Consider the following 14,947-nt stretch of genomic DNA (forward strand, 5'->3'; position numbering starts at 1 on the left):
AAAGCGTTAGATTGGCTTACACCATTAGAGAAATTTGCTCAGCTTGTTGATTATCATAAGACTTTTCAAACTGTCGCACCTCATGTTTGAATTCGCCCTATATTCAACTGAGCCAGAACCTAGGTCATCAGTTTGGTGCTGTTTCAGCCAGTTTTTCACAGTATGAATTCTGGCATCAAATCAATACACAAAAATTTTATCAAATTAGCTATAGCAATAGTTTTAAAGGCATCAGTTACTATGTGGGTATGCAACATACTCAAAATGATCAATACAAATTAGATAAAGACACTCAATACTTTGTGAATGTGAATATTCCTCTGTCGTTTAAAAAGAAAAATAGTAATTTACGTCTAAGTAGTGAAGTCTATCCAGATAATAATGCACTCAATACCAATCAAGTCGGCATATTTGGAAATTTAGGTGAAAATCAACAGTTCGGCTATAACTTCAATTATTCAAATAGTAAAGATAAAGATCTCTTCAGCAGTTCTTTGAGTTATCGAACTAATCCGGTTTATTTAGCATCAACTTATGCAACCGACTTTGACCAACAGCATCAATACTCTTTACAAGCACAAGGCGCTATTGTTGCACATCAACACGGCATTACTTTAGCCAATGATTTAAATGATACTTTTGCAATTATTCATGCCAAAGGCTTAGAGGGAACCAGCCTCTCCAATGGAAATAATATTAAAATTGATCGCTGGGGCAATGCGATTATTCCCTATCTAAATCCTTACCAATACAATAGTATCAACTTAAACCCCAATACAATTCCACTCAATACCTATGTTAATGCTACCCAATTACAAGTTGTACCTAAATTAAACGCCAGTATTTTGGTGGATTTTAAAGCATTAAAAAGCACAAAAGCCTTAATTGAACTTAAACACGCAAATGAGGTGCTCATTCCAATGGGTGCTCAAGTGAAAGATGCTTTGGGTAATGCAGTGACTACAGTAGGACAAGGTCAGCAAATTTTTATGCAAAATATAAATCCTGGACGCTATAGCGTTTATTGGAGTAATACTGATTCTTGTCAATTCGATATTTCCAAAGAAATATTGGAGCAAAGTAAAACTCAAATCCCTTTTGCAAGCTTTAACTTAAACTGCAAATAAACACGGAGTAATTTTATGCTGAAATATAAATTGTTATTTATGTTATCTACACTCCCTGCAAGTTTTGCAGTATTTGCAGATTGCAGTGTCGGTAGCAATTTCACCAGCGGTTATAGCATGCCAACGATGAATGCCAGTACCATGAATATCAATAAATATGAAGGAACATCAGTACAGTCCAATGTTTATTCCCGCGAAGTTGCTTCAGCAAATTTTGATATTTTCCGTGTCTATACTGGATGTACTGTTGGGGTAAATAGAACCATTTTTGGTAATGTTTTTGCCACCAATGTGACGACCTATGATGCCAATATTTCGCGCTTAAATGCTTACCCAGCTTTAGGGATTAAAGTTGAAATGGGCGATGCACCGACGAGTGGTACATTAAAAACACTAAATACTACTGAATTAGCAATTTATAGTTATAGTGGTGATACGCATGGTGTAAAAATGAGGGTGACATTATATGTTTTACCCAGAACATCAACAATGACCTCATACCCAACCACGATCAATGTTTCGAATCTACGAATAGCAACCATCAGTTTAAAACGCGTTAGTGATAATGTTCTTATTCCTGCAAATACACAAATTCCAGTGTATTTAAATGCAACAGTCAATATCTCTGAATCCACATGCTCACTGAGTCAAAGCAGCTATACCATTGCGCTACCTGATGTTAGTGTACGAAACTTGGGTTTAGTCGGAAATGAAACCGCATTGAGCTCAAGCAATACAGCAACCCTCAGTATAAATTGTGCAAATTTAAATGATGGTGCAGGTCGTGAAATAAAAGCTTATACCACCGATGCATTGAATCAATCCAATGCAACAAATATATTAGAGAATCAAATCGGGGCTGGATATGCTACAGGTGTGGGGATTCGTTTACGTGATAAAAATAATGCGATAATTAGTCTAGACCCAAACCAATCAAGAAGTACCAATAAATGGACCTTTGGTAATTTAAATACATCACAATTGATTCAGCATGTAATTAAAGCCAATTACGTAAGAACAGCAAATACCGTAACACCAGGTTTGGTGAGATCTCAAGCTTATTTAAATATCGTATATGATTAAAAAATAGTGAAATTATATTCTTTTGTTTTATTTGATGATATTAAACAAGGTTTTTGATGTTAAATAATCGACAGACTCAGAAATCAGTAAAAATAAAAAAGCGCTTTCCAGTGGTGGTAAAGCGCTTTTCTATCATAATGATTAAAGCGGATTGACATTCTTATTTTCTGGTTGAATATCTAATACCGTCTTTTCATGACGAGCACTTGCGGCAGCTTCAGCAGCGGCCAATTGTGCTGTCTGTATTTGTTCTTTTCGAAGATGATCAATATCTTTACGAAGACGCTTAACTTCCCATGCGTTTTGGAATACACGAAATACCTGTACGCCAAGCAACAATCCAAGAACAATCCCGAGCACCAAAGTTAAGAGTAGCAATAACCCTAAACGCATTGCTGGTACTTGAGTAAACAATAAATCTACAGGTAGTTCCGCTGGATTCTGCAAGACTAATGCTAAAGCGTAACCAAAGACTACCAGTAGTAATGCAATTAAGAAATAGCGCATACTCACCTCATTCGAATTTTTTTATTAATTAGCAGATTCGTTTACTGCATCACGGAGTGCTTTACCAGGTTTAAAGTGAGGTACAGCTTTTGCTGCAACTTCCACTGATTTACCTGTTTTTGGATTACGACCCACGCGTGGCTCGCGGTGATGTAAAGCAAAACTACCAAACCCACGAATTTCAATACGGTCATCTGAAGATAATGATGCAATCATTTGATCGATCATAATCTTAACTGCTTCTTCGACTAATGGCTCTGCTAAATGCGGATTTTTGAGAGCAATTCTTTCTATTAAGTCAGACTTATTAAGTGCTTCAGTTGTCATTTAAGACCTCATTAATTTTAATGCTAATTGATATACACCAGATAATATCCTTTTTAAATACAAAAAGGTAGCGCAGTCATCATATACTACGCTACCTTTTACACTATTTGAATAAAAAATATTAATTAATTACATTAAATAATACTTCTTAACAATCACTTAGTGGTTCATCTGCGCTTTGATTAAATCACCAATAGTCTTAGGACCATTGTCTTGACCAGTAGGCGCAGTTGTAGTTTTCAAGTTTGCTACAGCTTCTTTTTCTTCAGCTTCGTCTTTAGCTTTAATCGACAAGTTAATAGAACGTGATTTACGATCTACATTGATGATTTTAGCTTCAACTTCTTGACCAACTTCTAAGAATTTAGTTGCATCTTCAACGCGATCGCGGTTGATTTCAGATGCTTTCAAAGAAGCTTCAACTTCGTCAGCTAACTTAATTGTTGCGCCTTTAGCATCAACAGCAGTTACTGTACCTTTAACCAACGCACCGCGTTCGTTAGTCGCTAAGAAGTCATTGAACGGATCGCTGTTCATTTGCTTGATACCAAGACTGATACGATTGCCTTCAGCATCTACAGACAAGATAACTGCTTCAACTGTATCACCTTTCTTGTAACGACGAATAGCGTCTTCGCCTTGCTCATTCCAAGAAATATCAGACAAGTGAACTAGACCATCGATACCGCCAGGTAAACCGATGAAGATACCGAAGTCAGTAATAGACTTGATCGTACCAGAAACTTTTTCACCTTTGTCGTGTGACTTAGAGAACTCTTCCCATGGGTTCGCACGAGTTTGCTTGATACCCAATGAAATACGACGACGCTCTTCATCAACTTCAAGAACCATAACATCAACTTCATCACCAATCTGAACAACTTTAGATGGGTGGATGTTTTTGTTTGTGTGATCCATTTCTGAAACGTGTACTAAGCCTTCAACGCCTTCAGCGATTTCAGCGAAACAACCGTAGTCAGTTAAGTTTGTAACACGTGCTTTAACGATAGAACCTTTAGGATAACGGTTCATGATCGCTAACCATGGATCTTCGCCTAATTGCTTAAGACCTAAAGATACACGATTACGTTCTTTGTCAAATTTAAGTACTTTAACAGTAACTTCTTGACCCACTTCAACAACTTCTGAAGGGTGTTTGATGCGTTTCCAAGCCATATCTGTGATATGTAGAAGACCATCAATACCGCCAAGGTCAACAAATGCACCGTAATCAGTAAGATTTTTGATCGTACCAGTAACTGTTTGACCTTCTTCCAATTGAGAAAGAAGCGCTTCACGGTCAGCTGAAGATTCAGCTTCCATTACAGCACGACGAGATACAACAACGTTGTTACGCTTAGCATCAAGTTTGATTACTTTGAATTCTAACTCTTTGCCTTCAAGGTGAGTTGTATCACGAATAGGGCGAGTATCTACCAATGAACCTGGTAAGAATGCACGAACTGGACCGATGTCAACAGTGAAACCGCCTTTAACCTTACCAGAAATAACACCAGTAACGATTTCGCCGTCTTCAAAGATTTTTTCAAGTTTAGTCCAAGTTTCAGCACGTTTCGCTTTTTCACGTGATAAAACTGTTTGACCCATACCGTTGTCAAGCGCTTCAACAACAACATCAACTTCATCGCCAACTTGAACTTCAAGTTCACGTTGTTCGTTTAAGAATTCTGAACGTGCGACAACACCTTCAGATTTAAGGCCAGTGTCAACAGTAACCCAGTCAGAGTCGATGCTAACAACGATACCTTTAATAACGGCACCTTTGTCGATATTGAGAGTTGATTCGCTTTCTTCAAAGAGGGCTGCAAAAGATTCGGTCATGATATACCTAGTAAAGTCAACGGTCTTGGATCAGACAAGGCCGGTTTAGTTAAGCCATCCACATAGTCCGTATAAAACTGATCAAGCTATGCTTTGGCTAATATTTGATTAAATATTCTTTATTTAGCTAAATGTAACTCAACATAATCAGTCATCAGTTTAAACACTTCATCGATATTCATTTCTGAGCTATCAATGATATAAGCGTCTTCTGCTGGCTTGAGTGGAGCGACTGTGCGTTCCATATCTCTTTTATCTCGAGCTTGTATATTTGCTAAAATGTCGCTTATTTTAACATCCAGCCCCATTCCCTGCAACTGTTTTACACGACGCTCTGCTCGGGACTCTGCTGAGGCAGTGAGATAAATTTTTGCTTGCGCTTGCGGAAAAATAGAAGTGCCCATATCACGCCCATCTGCAACTAAGCCAGGCAACTGAGCAAAAGCATGTTGTCGATCTACCAATGCCGCTCTAAGCACTGGAATTGCTGCGACTTTTGAAGCAAATTCACCAACGCGTTCAGTCCGAATCGTTTGTGAGACATCTTCACCATCCAACAAAATCACGATTCCGTTGTCAGTACTCTTAAATACGATATCTAAATTTGTTGCAATCGTCACACTTTGTTGCAATACAGATTCAGTATCTAATGAGTCCAACAATTCTTTTTGATGCAATGACAATCCAAGCAAACGATATAGCGCACCAGAGTCTAATAAATGGAATTGATAGTAATTCGCAAGTTTTGCTGCAAGTGTTCCTTTACCAGAACCACTTGGCCCATCGATTGTGATAATTTGAATTGTCATTGAATTTCCAATTAAGCTACAGACTTAGCAAGTTTCTTAAATCCAAGTGTAATCGCTAGTTTAAGCTGTGCAAGTATTAATTTACTCACAAATGGTGCACGTGCTTGTAATTCAATCGTATAGTCAACACGGGTTTTGTTCGCATCAAGCGCTGTAAACTCAATAATTCCAATATGATGTTTAATCAATGGATTCTTAATTAACTTATATTCAATACGTTTATTGACATCCAGATGAGTAATTTGCTCTTGAATCGGTTTGATCGGACCAAACCCCATACGACGGATAGACCCCAATCCATCTGGGCGTTCAGGATCAGCAGCATCTTTCACTCGTATAACTTGGATGGGAGCAAAAGCCACATTATAAGTTGAATGTTTTGCTAACAAGTCAAAGACTTGATCGATTGGTGCATCAAACTCTTGTTTTACTTGAATAGAATTCATTGTTATATCCTTTTAAATTTTAACTATATTTTTAAACCTTAAGTTGACAATTTTAATTGTCACTAAAATCTTGTGTATTCTAGATCATTTTAATATGTCATTTAAGGTCTTTTGTTGTAACTTTAATTGTTTTTTTTGCTCACGACGCTTTTTAAAAAAATCAGACAGTTGGGTTGAACACTGTGATTGTAAACAGCCCCCTTCAAACTGAAATATATGATTGTAATAGCCAATCTCTAACAGTTGACGACTACTGATGAGTGAACCTGCTTTAGGTTCGACCGCGCCAAAAACCACACGTTTGATTCTTGCATGGATTAATGCACCGACACACATAGTACAAGGTTCAAGTGTGACATATAAAGTTGCGTCTTCAGGTAGGCGATAATTTTCAATCTTTTGACACGCATTGCGCAGTGCCTGAATTTCCGCATGGGCTGTTGGATCATGCTGAGCAATCGGTTGATTATAACCTTCACCGATAACTTGCCCCTGACTTACAATCACAGCTCCTACTGGAATTTCACCGATAGATGCAGCAAATGCAGCTTGCTCTAAAGCCAGCTGCATCCATTGTTGATCTATGTATTGTTGAGCTTCTTCAGTCATACGACCTTAAATAATACCATACTGACTTAGAAGCGCATTCCAACTGTCAATCGTTGTGACAGGTGGATTTTTGGCAAGTATTCCACGCAATGTTCGAGACTCAACCTGTTCCCACTCTGGGGATAAATCTTTATCAACCAAACGTGCACGTACACCCTCAACAAAATCAGGATGACGAATTTTCCAATCAGAAATTTGTTTTTCTAATTCAAAAACCTCAGACCAAGGATGAACTTGACGTCCCCACTGCCATAATAACCACGTAATCGCAGCAGTACTTGGTGAGCCCTTTTGTAGATTCTCGCTGGCTTGACGCAACCAATCACTACGCGCATCGCTTAGACCAATAATCGCTTCATAATCATGTTCAAAGTTTACACCACGACAAACACTATGAATCACATCCAAAGAGTTTTGCAACGGGCCTGGTGAAACAGGACGATGTAAACTATTTAAGGTGTCATCTAAAGCACGGAAATCACCAGCAGGATAATGCTCCCAATCGATATCAATCAGTTTCTGTAAAACCACATCACGTTGGGCATCACAAATATGAGTTGCCCAGCCAATCCCATAACCACCCGCTGCAGTCATGATCGAACCTGTTAACCCCGTGAATAAACCTATTGGACCACGATCTGCCAAGAAACGTGTAGCTCCCACATCTGGATATAGACCGATATTCACTTCAGGCATAGCAAGACGCGAATATGGCGTAACCAAACGGAATGGGGCCGCCATAAATAAGCCTAAGCCCCCCCCCATAACATAACCTTCACCCCAAACTACTATAGGCTTAGCATAATTATGCAACAGTAAATCTAAAGCATATTCCGTTTCAAAAAACTTATTGGCTGTTTCAACTTCATTGTTGATCACCAATTGGCGAAGTTTACGAACATCACCACCTGCACAAAAAGCTTTTGGCGTGGTTGAGTCCAACCAAATTGCCTTAACCGAGTCATCATGATGAAAATCCTCAAACAGCTTCAATAATGCCGTAACGATGGATTCATCAAGTGCATGAAGCGACTTAGGACGATTTAAGCGAATAATTCGCCATCCCTTTTTTGCTTCTTCGATAATCAGATCTGGGTGATAATTATTTATTTCGGGAGAGTTTGTCATGCGTCCAGCTGCCAGTCGATTGGCTCAATGCCATATTGTTTCAGATAATTATTTGTTTTTGAAAAAACCTTACAACCAAAAAAGCCACCACGATTTGCCGCCAATGGAGATGGGTGTGCAGCTTTTAATACCAGATGCTTCGTTTGGTCTATACGTTGCCCTTTTTTCTGAGCATATGCGCCCCAAAGTATAAATACAATGTGCTCTCTATGCTCATTCAACACATCAATCACATGATCTGTAAAATTTTCCCAACCGCGTTTTTGATGTGATGTTGGTTGCCCCGCTTCCACTGTCAACACGCTATTTAAAAGCAATACACCCTGTTGAGCCCATTTGGTGAGATCACCATGTCGGGATACAGGCACAGCTAAATCTGTATTTAACTCATGAAAGATATTACGTAAAGACGGAGGCAATGCAACGCCTCTCTGTACGGAAAAACTTAACCCATGCGCTTGATCAGGACCGTGATAAGGATCTTGTCCTAAAATGACCACTTTTACATGATTCAATGGCGTTGTGTCTAATGCATTGAAAATAAGTGAGCTGGGTGGGTAAATGGTTTTATTTGCATTTTTTTCAGTAACTAAAAAAGAACGCAAATCATCCATTTGCTGACTCAAAAGGAACTCAGCTAAACCTTCTTTCCAACTTTGATCTAACCGAACTTGATTTAATTTTGTTTGTTCGAGTTCAGATAATTGCATCAACTTTCATCCTAAATTTCATTTTCCTAAAAATTTATTTGTCCTAAGATAGATTTCACTCAAAAATCATCATTTAAATTTTAACCTGTAAATCCACTTCAGGGTTTTGAAACAGAATACCTTGTTTCAATTTTTCATACATGTCTGGGTCAGACCATTCAGATTTAACTTGCTCAGAAAAAATAATTTTATCCAGACTCAATAGCCCCATCTGAGCATTTTCAATATCTTCTTGAAAACTTTGCGCATAACCTGTATCGGTTTCATGCACAATCACAGAATAGACTTCAACATCCCCTTCCCCATTTTGGGTAATGGTTGATTTTAAAATCTGTTGAGCAAGGAAAAAGAATATCCGTGAAAACTGTTCAGCTGATGGAGAAACAGGCAAAGCCACCCAACGTGCACTAAAAGTTTTACAAGCCTGAATATATTCAGGATTATCTTCTTGCCAAAAACAGATCGCATGGTCAAAACTGTCGAAAATTTCTTTGATTACACCTTTAAGCAATCCAAAGTCATATACCATTTGACCATGATCAAGTTTTGAAGCTTTAAGTAGTAATTCAACTTTATAGCTGTGCCCGTGTATAGACCGTTTGCAACGATCTGACGTGCAATTCCGCACAATATGTGCATTTTCAAACTTAAATAACTTACGAATTAACATGAGCCAAATTTTATAAACAAATCGGTAAAGAATCTCGATTATAAAGCAAAACTCGAACCCTGAGCATTAATTTTCACGTTGATTGCAATTAGCAAAAAGGATAATCTCATTTTTTAGGCCTATTTAGCTTATCGAATCATATTTACGCAATCAACCAACCTTTTAACTACCTTTTATAGTTATTTAAAATCATATAGTTAAAAAAATATTTAGCAAAATTTTCAAAATGGCGCAAGGCTACGTGAATAAACATAAACTTGCGATTTATCATTACGCATAAAGCGCGTGGTAAATTGGCGCTTTCGATTGCTTAAAGATACTTCTATCTTAGCTTTAAAATAATTGGATGTTACACCGAAAATCTTGTCTGCTTCGGTTTTGCTTGTAGCCTCCAAGGTGTCAAATGGTGCGACTTTCATCAACTCTCCCACATTGGCAAAGTGCTCCAGTTTTTCTTGTCGCGCTTTTAAAGCTGTTTGTATACTATTTACGTCTAATTTTTCATCTATGGCTGCCAAAACCATTGCAGGTGCTGTATTGACATTAATTCGTGTGGCAATATCAGGCAGTGCCGATATATATGGTGCGATTAAATCATACTTCTTTTCTTCAAAACCACGTACTTGTTTAAGTTCTTCAACACTGGCAAATTTTCGATTTGCAGCCAAATAAGGTTTAGGCAAACCTTGGTAATAACTTGTTTCAGCGCCTAAGGAACCTATCGTTTCATTATCTGGATCTTGCCAATCAATCACTGCTTGAACAGCATCAGCGGGTAAACCGACACGAACCAACAGTTTAGAAAAATATTTCTGTGCAGCATCGTTGGGCTTACCTTCATTGGTTAATAAACTGTTTAAATTGAATTTACCTGACTCATCTTCTAACACACCTGCAACATATCCATCTTCAACCGGAAATGCTGGCATTGGTTTTGCCCAAGTTTCCTGTAAATAATCTGCCTCTTTACTGTTTTCACTGTCTTGCACCAATATTTCAGAGTAAAACGCTTCTGCACTCTTTGCATAAAAAAGGGCTTGGCTTTGACGTTTTAAAAACCCTGTACTTTCATTGGTATAATTTTGACGTTTAGCAATCGTCGCGGCAATGATGGTTGCTAAAGCAACCATTACTAAAATCGTAATTAATGCGATACCCTTTTGCTGCTTCAATTGCATGATTGATTTACCTAAATTTAGTGATCCGCATCTACCACAATACTGATTTTAAATAGCTGGGCTGTTATTGATCAAATAGTCAGAATTGAGCAAACTAAAAATCCATTCATATTCTATATCACGAATCGTGACTTTGATTTTAATCCCACGTGGTAATTGCCCTTCATTTTTAATCATATCGTTTGGCCAGCGATCTAATTCAGTTGGATTTAAAGCATCAATACGATACTGATCCACATCTGCCAATAACACACTCGACAAAGGTTGTTCTGAATTATTTCGATTTAAATTTGAATATTTCAGACGGTAAAGTTTTTTCTCTTGTGGATTGTAAACATATTCAATTCGTTCATAGGGTGACAACCCTTGTTTAAGCGGATCGGTTACACCAGTTTTACTGAAAGATAGTTTTTGGTTATCTAAGCGTAAAGCGGGTTCAATTTCCTCACCATTTCTTGCAGAAATGGGAACAATTTGCAAAGTATCACGTTGAATCTGTTGATACGCGCCTTGTAATTGGCCTAAATTTTCCTCATGCATAACATTGCGATCTTTAACTTTTATCAAATAGTCAAATATTTTCCACCCCAATGCTGACAAAACAGCAAAGATTGCGATGGCCACCAAAAGTTCAATTAAGGTAAAGCCTGTGCTTTTCTGTGAATACACAGTTTGATTTTTTTTATGCTTGATTAGATTCATCATTATTTTTCTTTGATCGGATAATTAAAGAACACCATATTGGTAATCCCTGCTTCTACTTTACCCGTATCAGGATCAAAAAGGCTCACTTGCACATCTATTTTTTGTACATTTGGGCTCAGTGTAGTTTCTGCTTTTTTATCTACCTGCCAAGTTTCACCTTGTGTGGTGATTTGTTTGGATGACGTTCCTGACAGCCATTCACTATTAATCATCATCATCGAAATTTCGTTCTGTGCAACAAACTGAGCCTTGGTTCGTAAAATCGCATTGGCTGTCGACTGTGTATATTGCATAGCTACTTTGGTCAATGCCATTGCTGCGACTGCAAAAATCGCCAAAGCCACGACCACCTCAATTAAAGTAAAGCCTTTATTTTTCTTCATCTACCTTACCCAAATAATCAACTCGAATTACCTCACCCACTGGCTTTTGCTGATAATACATTTGAATTGTGACAGGTTTGACTTCACCATTTCCAAACCAAATCAATTTAGGTGCATTATTGCCCAAAAGTTCTGAGTTATTTGCATTTTGGAATTGATGATCTTCCGTTTCAATAGAAAATGAAACGTATTCTGGTAACGCTCTTTTAGGAAAGTCTGTCACTTCTTTCCATGGTTTATTGTCAACCACTCGGGTAGGTTGTTCGGCATCTTCATTTACTTGAATATATTCAATAACGCCATATTGTGCATCCGCAACATCTGTAGCATTGTGTAAATCGAGTGCATAAATACGCGCTTGATCATTGGCTTCACGATTAATCTGCTTTAAATCCAGCAACAACATCTCACGCGCTTGCATAGCTTTACGCTGATCTACACCATCAATATTTAAAATGATCAATGAGGCTATAATACTGATGATGACGATCACCACCATCACCTCAATTAAGGTAAAACCTCGCATTTTTTGAGATGATCGTAGATTTTTCATTGCAGCTAAGCAACCTGTTCTGAGGCTTGTGGATGTTTTGGCACAGCCAATGCCTGATCAATCAATGCGACACGCAAGGTATCTCGACAACCTAAATAACGCTGATAGAAGCTTGAATTCAGTATCGCGGCTCCACCATGAGTAATTGACCAAATTGAAGCCAAATAATCACGTACAGACATCAAACTTTGAATTGACTCTAGATAACTTTCAGTCATTCGAATAATGATACGTAAACGTTGTTTACGCACTTGATAAAGTTCACTAAATAAATGATGGATGCCTTGCCCAGTGGTGGATAATCGCTCTTCGATCTGATGGAATAACACTGCACGTTCAGGATGGTGTAAATGGTGCAACATAAAAAAAGCCAAATGCTCAGGAAATGCTTTTTCAGTATCACGAACCATTTCAAGTAACATACGTTCATTACGAATGATGAGCAATATATACAACTCATCCTTACTCTGAAAATGCTTATAAAGTGTTCCCTTGGCTAGATCTAGTTCTGCAGCAAGGGCATCCAATGTCATCCCCGCTTCACCATTTTCTAAAAGCAGTTGTTCAGCAACCTGAAAAATCAATGCTTCTCTTGCTCTAAACTGAGCCTGTCGATCCATCTTCACCCGATAAACTCTCTTGTTAATTCTATCCGTTAATAAATTGAGGCACTTCTATTGATTGCTTTTTAAAAATCAGTACTTTTCAATCACTTTTGTCGAAGCAGGTTTTCAAAATTTTGTGTCGTAATGAAAGCGATCTCTTCAAGCGTTTTATCATATACATCACTCAGCGCTTTGGCTACATAAGGAACATATTTTGGTTCATTCGGCTTTCCTCGATAAGGCATAGGTGCCAAATAAGGACTATCCGTTTCAATCAACAAGCGATCTAAAGGCACTTGCTTTGCTACATCTCTTAGTTCTTGTGCGTTTTTAAATGAAACAATTCCAGAGAAGGAAATATAATAGCCACAATCTAAAACGGCCTTTGCAGTCTCCCAATCCTCTGTAAAACAATGCAAAATACCATGTGTTGATTTTTCAGCTCGAATAATATCTACAGTTTCATGTTTTGCTGAACGGGTATGGACAACTACAGGTTTTTTAACCTGTTGCGATGCGTGAATATGTCGTGCAAAACAGGCTTTTTGTTCAGTAATAAATTCTGTGCTATGAAAATAATCCAAGCCTGTTTCACCCAAGGCCCAAACTTTTTCAGCTTGCGCCAGATCAACCAGTTTTTCAACACTTGCTCGTTGCATCACAGCAGGATCTTCACATGGATGCACACCGACACTATAGCCTACATCTGAATGTCTTGCGGCAATTTCTGCAAGTGCGATATGGTCATCCAAATCTACAGAAATCCCCATAAATTTGGACACACCAGCATCTCTTGCTTGTTGTAATGCGGCATCGAGATCCCCAGCATAAGGTTCAAGATTTAACATGGTTAAATGGCAATGCGTATCAACAAACACAGAAATTCCTAAAAATTGAAAATTGGCTTACATTGTAAAGCTAGGACGGTCTAAAGACATACTGCCTGCGAGTAATTTTTCAGCTTCCATTTTGTAATAGATGCCTTTTTCACCAGTGAGTTGAATCGCAAAACCTTGTGGCTTAATTCCATTTTGCTTTTGCGAAATCCAAATCACTTTCCCTGTTAAAGGAATTTTCTGCGATTGATCCGGCAAACCTGCCAATACAAACACTTCATCGCCCATTTTTACAGGATTCTTTGACGGTACAAATAAACCACCACCTAAAATATAAGGCATATAACTGGCTTGTAAGGTTGCACGATCATTGATGTTAACTTGAATCAAACCGCCCATACGTGGTTGCATGATTATTCCCCCTGAATATTCAAATTTTATGTCACATTCATTAACTGAATCGACAATTGATCAATAATTAGATTTGTTTGTACATTTTGATCAACTTTTAGCTTCGATTGTTGTAAGTCTTGATAAATTGAGAATAAAGTTTGCAATTGATACTGCGCTGCAAGCTCATCTAATTCCAAATCTGAATTCTTTACAACTTGATTCAGCTTGACACAAATTATATCTGACAACAAGTATTCAAACATTTGTAAAAAATCATAAAAGCTCAGTTCTTTATTCCATTTTGAAGCAAACTGTAAAGGCATACTTTTCTGACTGACCAGTTTTTGCCAATCCTGTAAAAACTCCCCACGTCGGTTTAACCAATCTAGCTCAGCAAGCGCCAATGCTTGCAGTGGCATATTATTAGATAAATTCATCAACAAGTTAATTTTAGAATGCATTTCAGTTGGTAAATGCTGTTGCAAATATTGTTCTGAAAGCGTGGGGCTAATACGATCCATAGCAAAATGCTGTAATCGACTACGAATTGTTGCTGGGAGCTTTAGATAATGTTCCGCAAGTAAAATAATCTGTACCCGGTCACCTGGCTCTTCTAGCGTTTTTAATAATGCATTTGCAGAAGCAATGTTTAAAGCTTCTGCAGGTTCAATCACAATAACACGCCAACCATCTACTGTTTGCTGCACAAATGGTAGTAGATCACGGATCTTCTCGATCTTAATTTTCGCGTTTTGCTTCTTATTCTCTTCATCGGTCGTGATATTAACATAGTTAGGGTGGGTATCTGATTTGAGCCACTGACAACTTGTACACTCGCCACAAGCACCTTGAGGTGTTTTATTTAAACACAAAACCCATGACAAAAAATGTTGGGTAAATGCATGTTTACCACAACCGTTTTTACCATAGAACAATAAACCATGCCCTAATTTTGGAAAGCGACCTGTTAAGGTTTCCCATGTCTGTTGCTGCCAAGGATAAACCTGAGAATTAGAAGCATCCATGAATCAAAAAC

Annotated in this window: 19 protein-coding genes; 2 read left to right on the top strand and 17 right to left on the bottom strand. The window is 38.0% G+C overall.

Annotated elements, in window-relative coordinates; genetic code table 11:
- Positions 1 to 86: 86 nt before the first annotated feature.
- Both ACG9ZL_RS04480 and ACG9ZL_RS04485 read left to right on the top strand, forming a co-directional pair.
- Complete coding sequence (locus ACG9ZL_RS04480; RefSeq protein WP_419359214.1) at positions 87 to 1,127, top strand: fimbria/pilus outer membrane usher protein; 1,041 nt, start codon at positions 87 to 89, stop codon at positions 1,125 to 1,127.
- 15 nt (positions 1,128 to 1,142) lie between these two features.
- On the top strand, positions 1,143 to 2,210 hold the full coding sequence (locus ACG9ZL_RS04485) for a fimbrial protein (RefSeq protein ID WP_336951419.1): 1,068 nt from the start codon (positions 1,143 to 1,145) through the stop codon (positions 2,208 to 2,210).
- A 141-nt stretch (positions 2,211 to 2,351) separates the two neighbouring features.
- Here the strand turns inward: ACG9ZL_RS04485 and ACG9ZL_RS04490 are convergent, their stop codons facing one another.
- The 17 genes from ACG9ZL_RS04490 to ACG9ZL_RS04570 all read right to left on the bottom strand — a co-directional run bounded on the left by ACG9ZL_RS04490 (position 2,352) and on the right by ACG9ZL_RS04570 (position 14,936).
- A complete protein-coding gene (locus ACG9ZL_RS04490) occupies positions 2,352 to 2,717 on the bottom strand; it encodes a lipopolysaccharide assembly protein LapA domain-containing protein (protein ID WP_336951420.1) in 366 nt (121 codons plus the stop codon).
- Positions 2,718 to 2,741: 24 nt separating this feature from the next.
- Complete coding sequence (locus ACG9ZL_RS04495) at positions 2,742 to 3,044, bottom strand: integration host factor subunit beta (protein ID WP_004720793.1); 303 nt, start codon at positions 3,042 to 3,044, stop codon at positions 2,742 to 2,744.
- A gap of 159 nt (positions 3,045 to 3,203) precedes the next feature.
- Positions 3,204 to 4,886 carry a 30S ribosomal protein S1 gene (rpsA, locus tag ACG9ZL_RS04500; protein WP_336951421.1) on the bottom strand — a complete coding sequence of 561 codons (1,683 nt, stop codon included), beginning with the start codon at positions 4,884 to 4,886 and terminating at the stop codon, positions 3,204 to 3,206.
- A gap of 119 nt (positions 4,887 to 5,005) precedes the next feature.
- On the bottom strand, positions 5,006 to 5,695 hold the full coding sequence (cmk, locus tag ACG9ZL_RS04505; RefSeq protein ID WP_419327458.1) for a (d)CMP kinase: 690 nt from the start codon (positions 5,693 to 5,695) through the stop codon (positions 5,006 to 5,008).
- An 11-nt stretch (positions 5,696 to 5,706) separates the two neighbouring features.
- Positions 5,707 to 6,141 carry an SRPBCC family protein gene (locus ACG9ZL_RS04510; RefSeq protein WP_336951423.1) on the bottom strand — a complete coding sequence of 145 codons (435 nt, stop codon included), beginning with the start codon at positions 6,139 to 6,141 and terminating at the stop codon, positions 5,707 to 5,709.
- Between the two features lie 84 nt (positions 6,142 to 6,225).
- Positions 6,226 to 6,750: a tRNA adenosine(34) deaminase TadA gene (tadA, locus tag ACG9ZL_RS04515; RefSeq protein WP_336951424.1), complete on the bottom strand. Its 525-nt coding sequence runs from the start codon at positions 6,748 to 6,750 to the stop codon at positions 6,226 to 6,228.
- 6 nt (positions 6,751 to 6,756) lie between these two features.
- Entirely contained in the window at positions 6,757 to 7,878 is a 1,122-nt protein-coding gene (locus ACG9ZL_RS04520) for an enoyl-CoA hydratase/isomerase family protein (protein WP_336951425.1), read from the bottom strand.
- Positions 7,875 to 8,588 carry a uracil-DNA glycosylase gene (gene ung, locus ACG9ZL_RS04525; RefSeq protein WP_419327453.1) on the bottom strand — a complete coding sequence of 238 codons (714 nt, stop codon included), beginning with the start codon at positions 8,586 to 8,588 and terminating at the stop codon, positions 7,875 to 7,877. Before ung ends, ACG9ZL_RS04520 begins: the two co-directional genes overlap by 4 nt.
- A gap of 73 nt (positions 8,589 to 8,661) precedes the next feature.
- Positions 8,662 to 9,258 (bottom strand): 6-pyruvoyl trahydropterin synthase family protein, encoded by a 597-nt coding sequence (locus ACG9ZL_RS04530; RefSeq protein ID WP_336951426.1) that lies wholly within the window; start codon positions 9,256 to 9,258, stop codon positions 8,662 to 8,664.
- Between the two features lie 221 nt (positions 9,259 to 9,479).
- Positions 9,480 to 10,436, bottom strand: coding sequence for a type II secretion system minor pseudopilin GspK (gene gspK, locus ACG9ZL_RS04535; protein ID WP_336951427.1), 957 nt, complete (start codon positions 10,434 to 10,436; stop codon positions 9,480 to 9,482).
- A 48-nt stretch (positions 10,437 to 10,484) separates the two neighbouring features.
- Complete coding sequence (gene gspJ, locus ACG9ZL_RS04540; RefSeq protein ID WP_336951429.1) at positions 10,485 to 11,141, bottom strand: type II secretion system minor pseudopilin GspJ; 657 nt, start codon at positions 11,139 to 11,141, stop codon at positions 10,485 to 10,487.
- Complete coding sequence (gspI, locus tag ACG9ZL_RS04545) at positions 11,141 to 11,524, bottom strand: type II secretion system minor pseudopilin GspI (RefSeq protein WP_419359217.1); 384 nt, start codon at positions 11,522 to 11,524, stop codon at positions 11,141 to 11,143. The genes gspJ and gspI overlap by 1 nt, the downstream gene beginning before the upstream one ends.
- Positions 11,511 to 12,077: a prepilin-type N-terminal cleavage/methylation domain-containing protein gene (locus tag ACG9ZL_RS04550; protein WP_336951431.1), complete on the bottom strand. Its 567-nt coding sequence runs from the start codon at positions 12,075 to 12,077 to the stop codon at positions 11,511 to 11,513. Before ACG9ZL_RS04550 ends, gspI begins: the two co-directional genes overlap by 14 nt.
- A 5-nt stretch (positions 12,078 to 12,082) precedes the next feature.
- Positions 12,083 to 12,697 carry a TetR/AcrR family transcriptional regulator gene (locus ACG9ZL_RS04555; protein WP_004821232.1) on the bottom strand — a complete coding sequence of 205 codons (615 nt, stop codon included), beginning with the start codon at positions 12,695 to 12,697 and terminating at the stop codon, positions 12,083 to 12,085.
- An 89-nt stretch (positions 12,698 to 12,786) separates the two neighbouring features.
- Positions 12,787 to 13,560, bottom strand: coding sequence for a TatD family hydrolase (locus ACG9ZL_RS04560; protein ID WP_419359220.1), 774 nt, complete (start codon positions 13,558 to 13,560; stop codon positions 12,787 to 12,789).
- Between the two features lie 27 nt (positions 13,561 to 13,587).
- Entirely contained in the window at positions 13,588 to 13,929 is a 342-nt protein-coding gene (locus ACG9ZL_RS04565; protein WP_336951434.1) for a PilZ domain-containing protein, read from the bottom strand.
- Between the two features lie 26 nt (positions 13,930 to 13,955).
- Entirely contained in the window at positions 13,956 to 14,936 is a 981-nt protein-coding gene (locus tag ACG9ZL_RS04570) for a DNA polymerase III delta subunit-related protein (RefSeq protein WP_336951435.1), read from the bottom strand.
- Positions 14,937 to 14,947 lie beyond the last annotated feature (11 nt).

The organism is Acinetobacter legionensis (genome assembly GCF_048551735.1).
Taxonomy (GTDB): domain Bacteria; phylum Pseudomonadota; class Gammaproteobacteria; order Pseudomonadales; family Moraxellaceae; genus Acinetobacter.

What these genes read in the sequence shown, in the direction of transcription:
- ACG9ZL_RS04485 (WP_336951419.1), top strand. Translation starts at nt 1,143, where the DNA reads ATGCTGAAATATAAATTGTTATTTATGTTATCTACACTCCCTGCAAGT.
- ACG9ZL_RS04490 (WP_336951420.1), bottom strand. Translation starts at nt 2,717, where the DNA reads ATGCGCTATTTCTTAATTGCATTACTACTGGTAGTCTTTGGTTACGCT.
- ACG9ZL_RS04495 (WP_004720793.1), bottom strand. Translation starts at nt 3,044, where the DNA reads ATGACAACTGAAGCACTTAATAAGTCTGACTTAATAGAAAGAATTGCT.
- rpsA (WP_336951421.1), bottom strand. Translation starts at nt 4,886, where the DNA reads ATGACCGAATCTTTTGCAGCCCTCTTTGAAGAAAGCGAATCAACTCTC.
- cmk (WP_419327458.1), bottom strand. Translation starts at nt 5,695, where the DNA reads ATGACAATTCAAATTATCACAATCGATGGGCCAAGTGGTTCTGGTAAA.
- ACG9ZL_RS04510 (WP_336951423.1), bottom strand. Translation starts at nt 6,141, where the DNA reads ATGAATTCTATTCAAGTAAAACAAGAGTTTGATGCACCAATCGATCAA.
- tadA (WP_336951424.1), bottom strand. Translation starts at nt 6,750, where the DNA reads ATGACTGAAGAAGCTCAACAATACATAGATCAACAATGGATGCAGCTG.
- ACG9ZL_RS04520 (WP_336951425.1), bottom strand. Translation starts at nt 7,878, where the DNA reads ATGACAAACTCTCCCGAAATAAATAATTATCACCCAGATCTGATTATC.
- ung (WP_419327453.1), bottom strand. Translation starts at nt 8,588, where the DNA reads ATGCAATTATCTGAACTCGAACAAACAAAATTAAATCAAGTTCGGTTA.
- ACG9ZL_RS04530 (WP_336951426.1), bottom strand. Translation starts at nt 9,258, where the DNA reads ATGTTAATTCGTAAGTTATTTAAGTTTGAAAATGCACATATTGTGCGG.
- gspK (WP_336951427.1), bottom strand. Translation starts at nt 10,436, where the DNA reads ATGCAATTGAAGCAGCAAAAGGGTATCGCATTAATTACGATTTTAGTA.
- gspJ (WP_336951429.1), bottom strand. Translation starts at nt 11,141, where the DNA reads ATGATGAATCTAATCAAGCATAAAAAAAATCAAACTGTGTATTCACAG.
- gspI (WP_419359217.1), bottom strand. Translation starts at nt 11,524, where the DNA reads ATGAAGAAAAATAAAGGCTTTACTTTAATTGAGGTGGTCGTGGCTTTG.
- ACG9ZL_RS04550 (WP_336951431.1), bottom strand. Translation starts at nt 12,077, where the DNA reads ATGAAAAATCTACGATCATCTCAAAAAATGCGAGGTTTTACCTTAATT.
- ACG9ZL_RS04555 (WP_004821232.1), bottom strand. Translation starts at nt 12,697, where the DNA reads ATGGATCGACAGGCTCAGTTTAGAGCAAGAGAAGCATTGATTTTTCAG.
- ACG9ZL_RS04565 (WP_336951434.1), bottom strand. Translation starts at nt 13,929, where the DNA reads ATGCAACCACGTATGGGCGGTTTGATTCAAGTTAACATCAATGATCGT.
- ACG9ZL_RS04570 (WP_336951435.1), bottom strand. Translation starts at nt 14,936, where the DNA reads ATGGATGCTTCTAATTCTCAGGTTTATCCTTGGCAGCAACAGACATGG.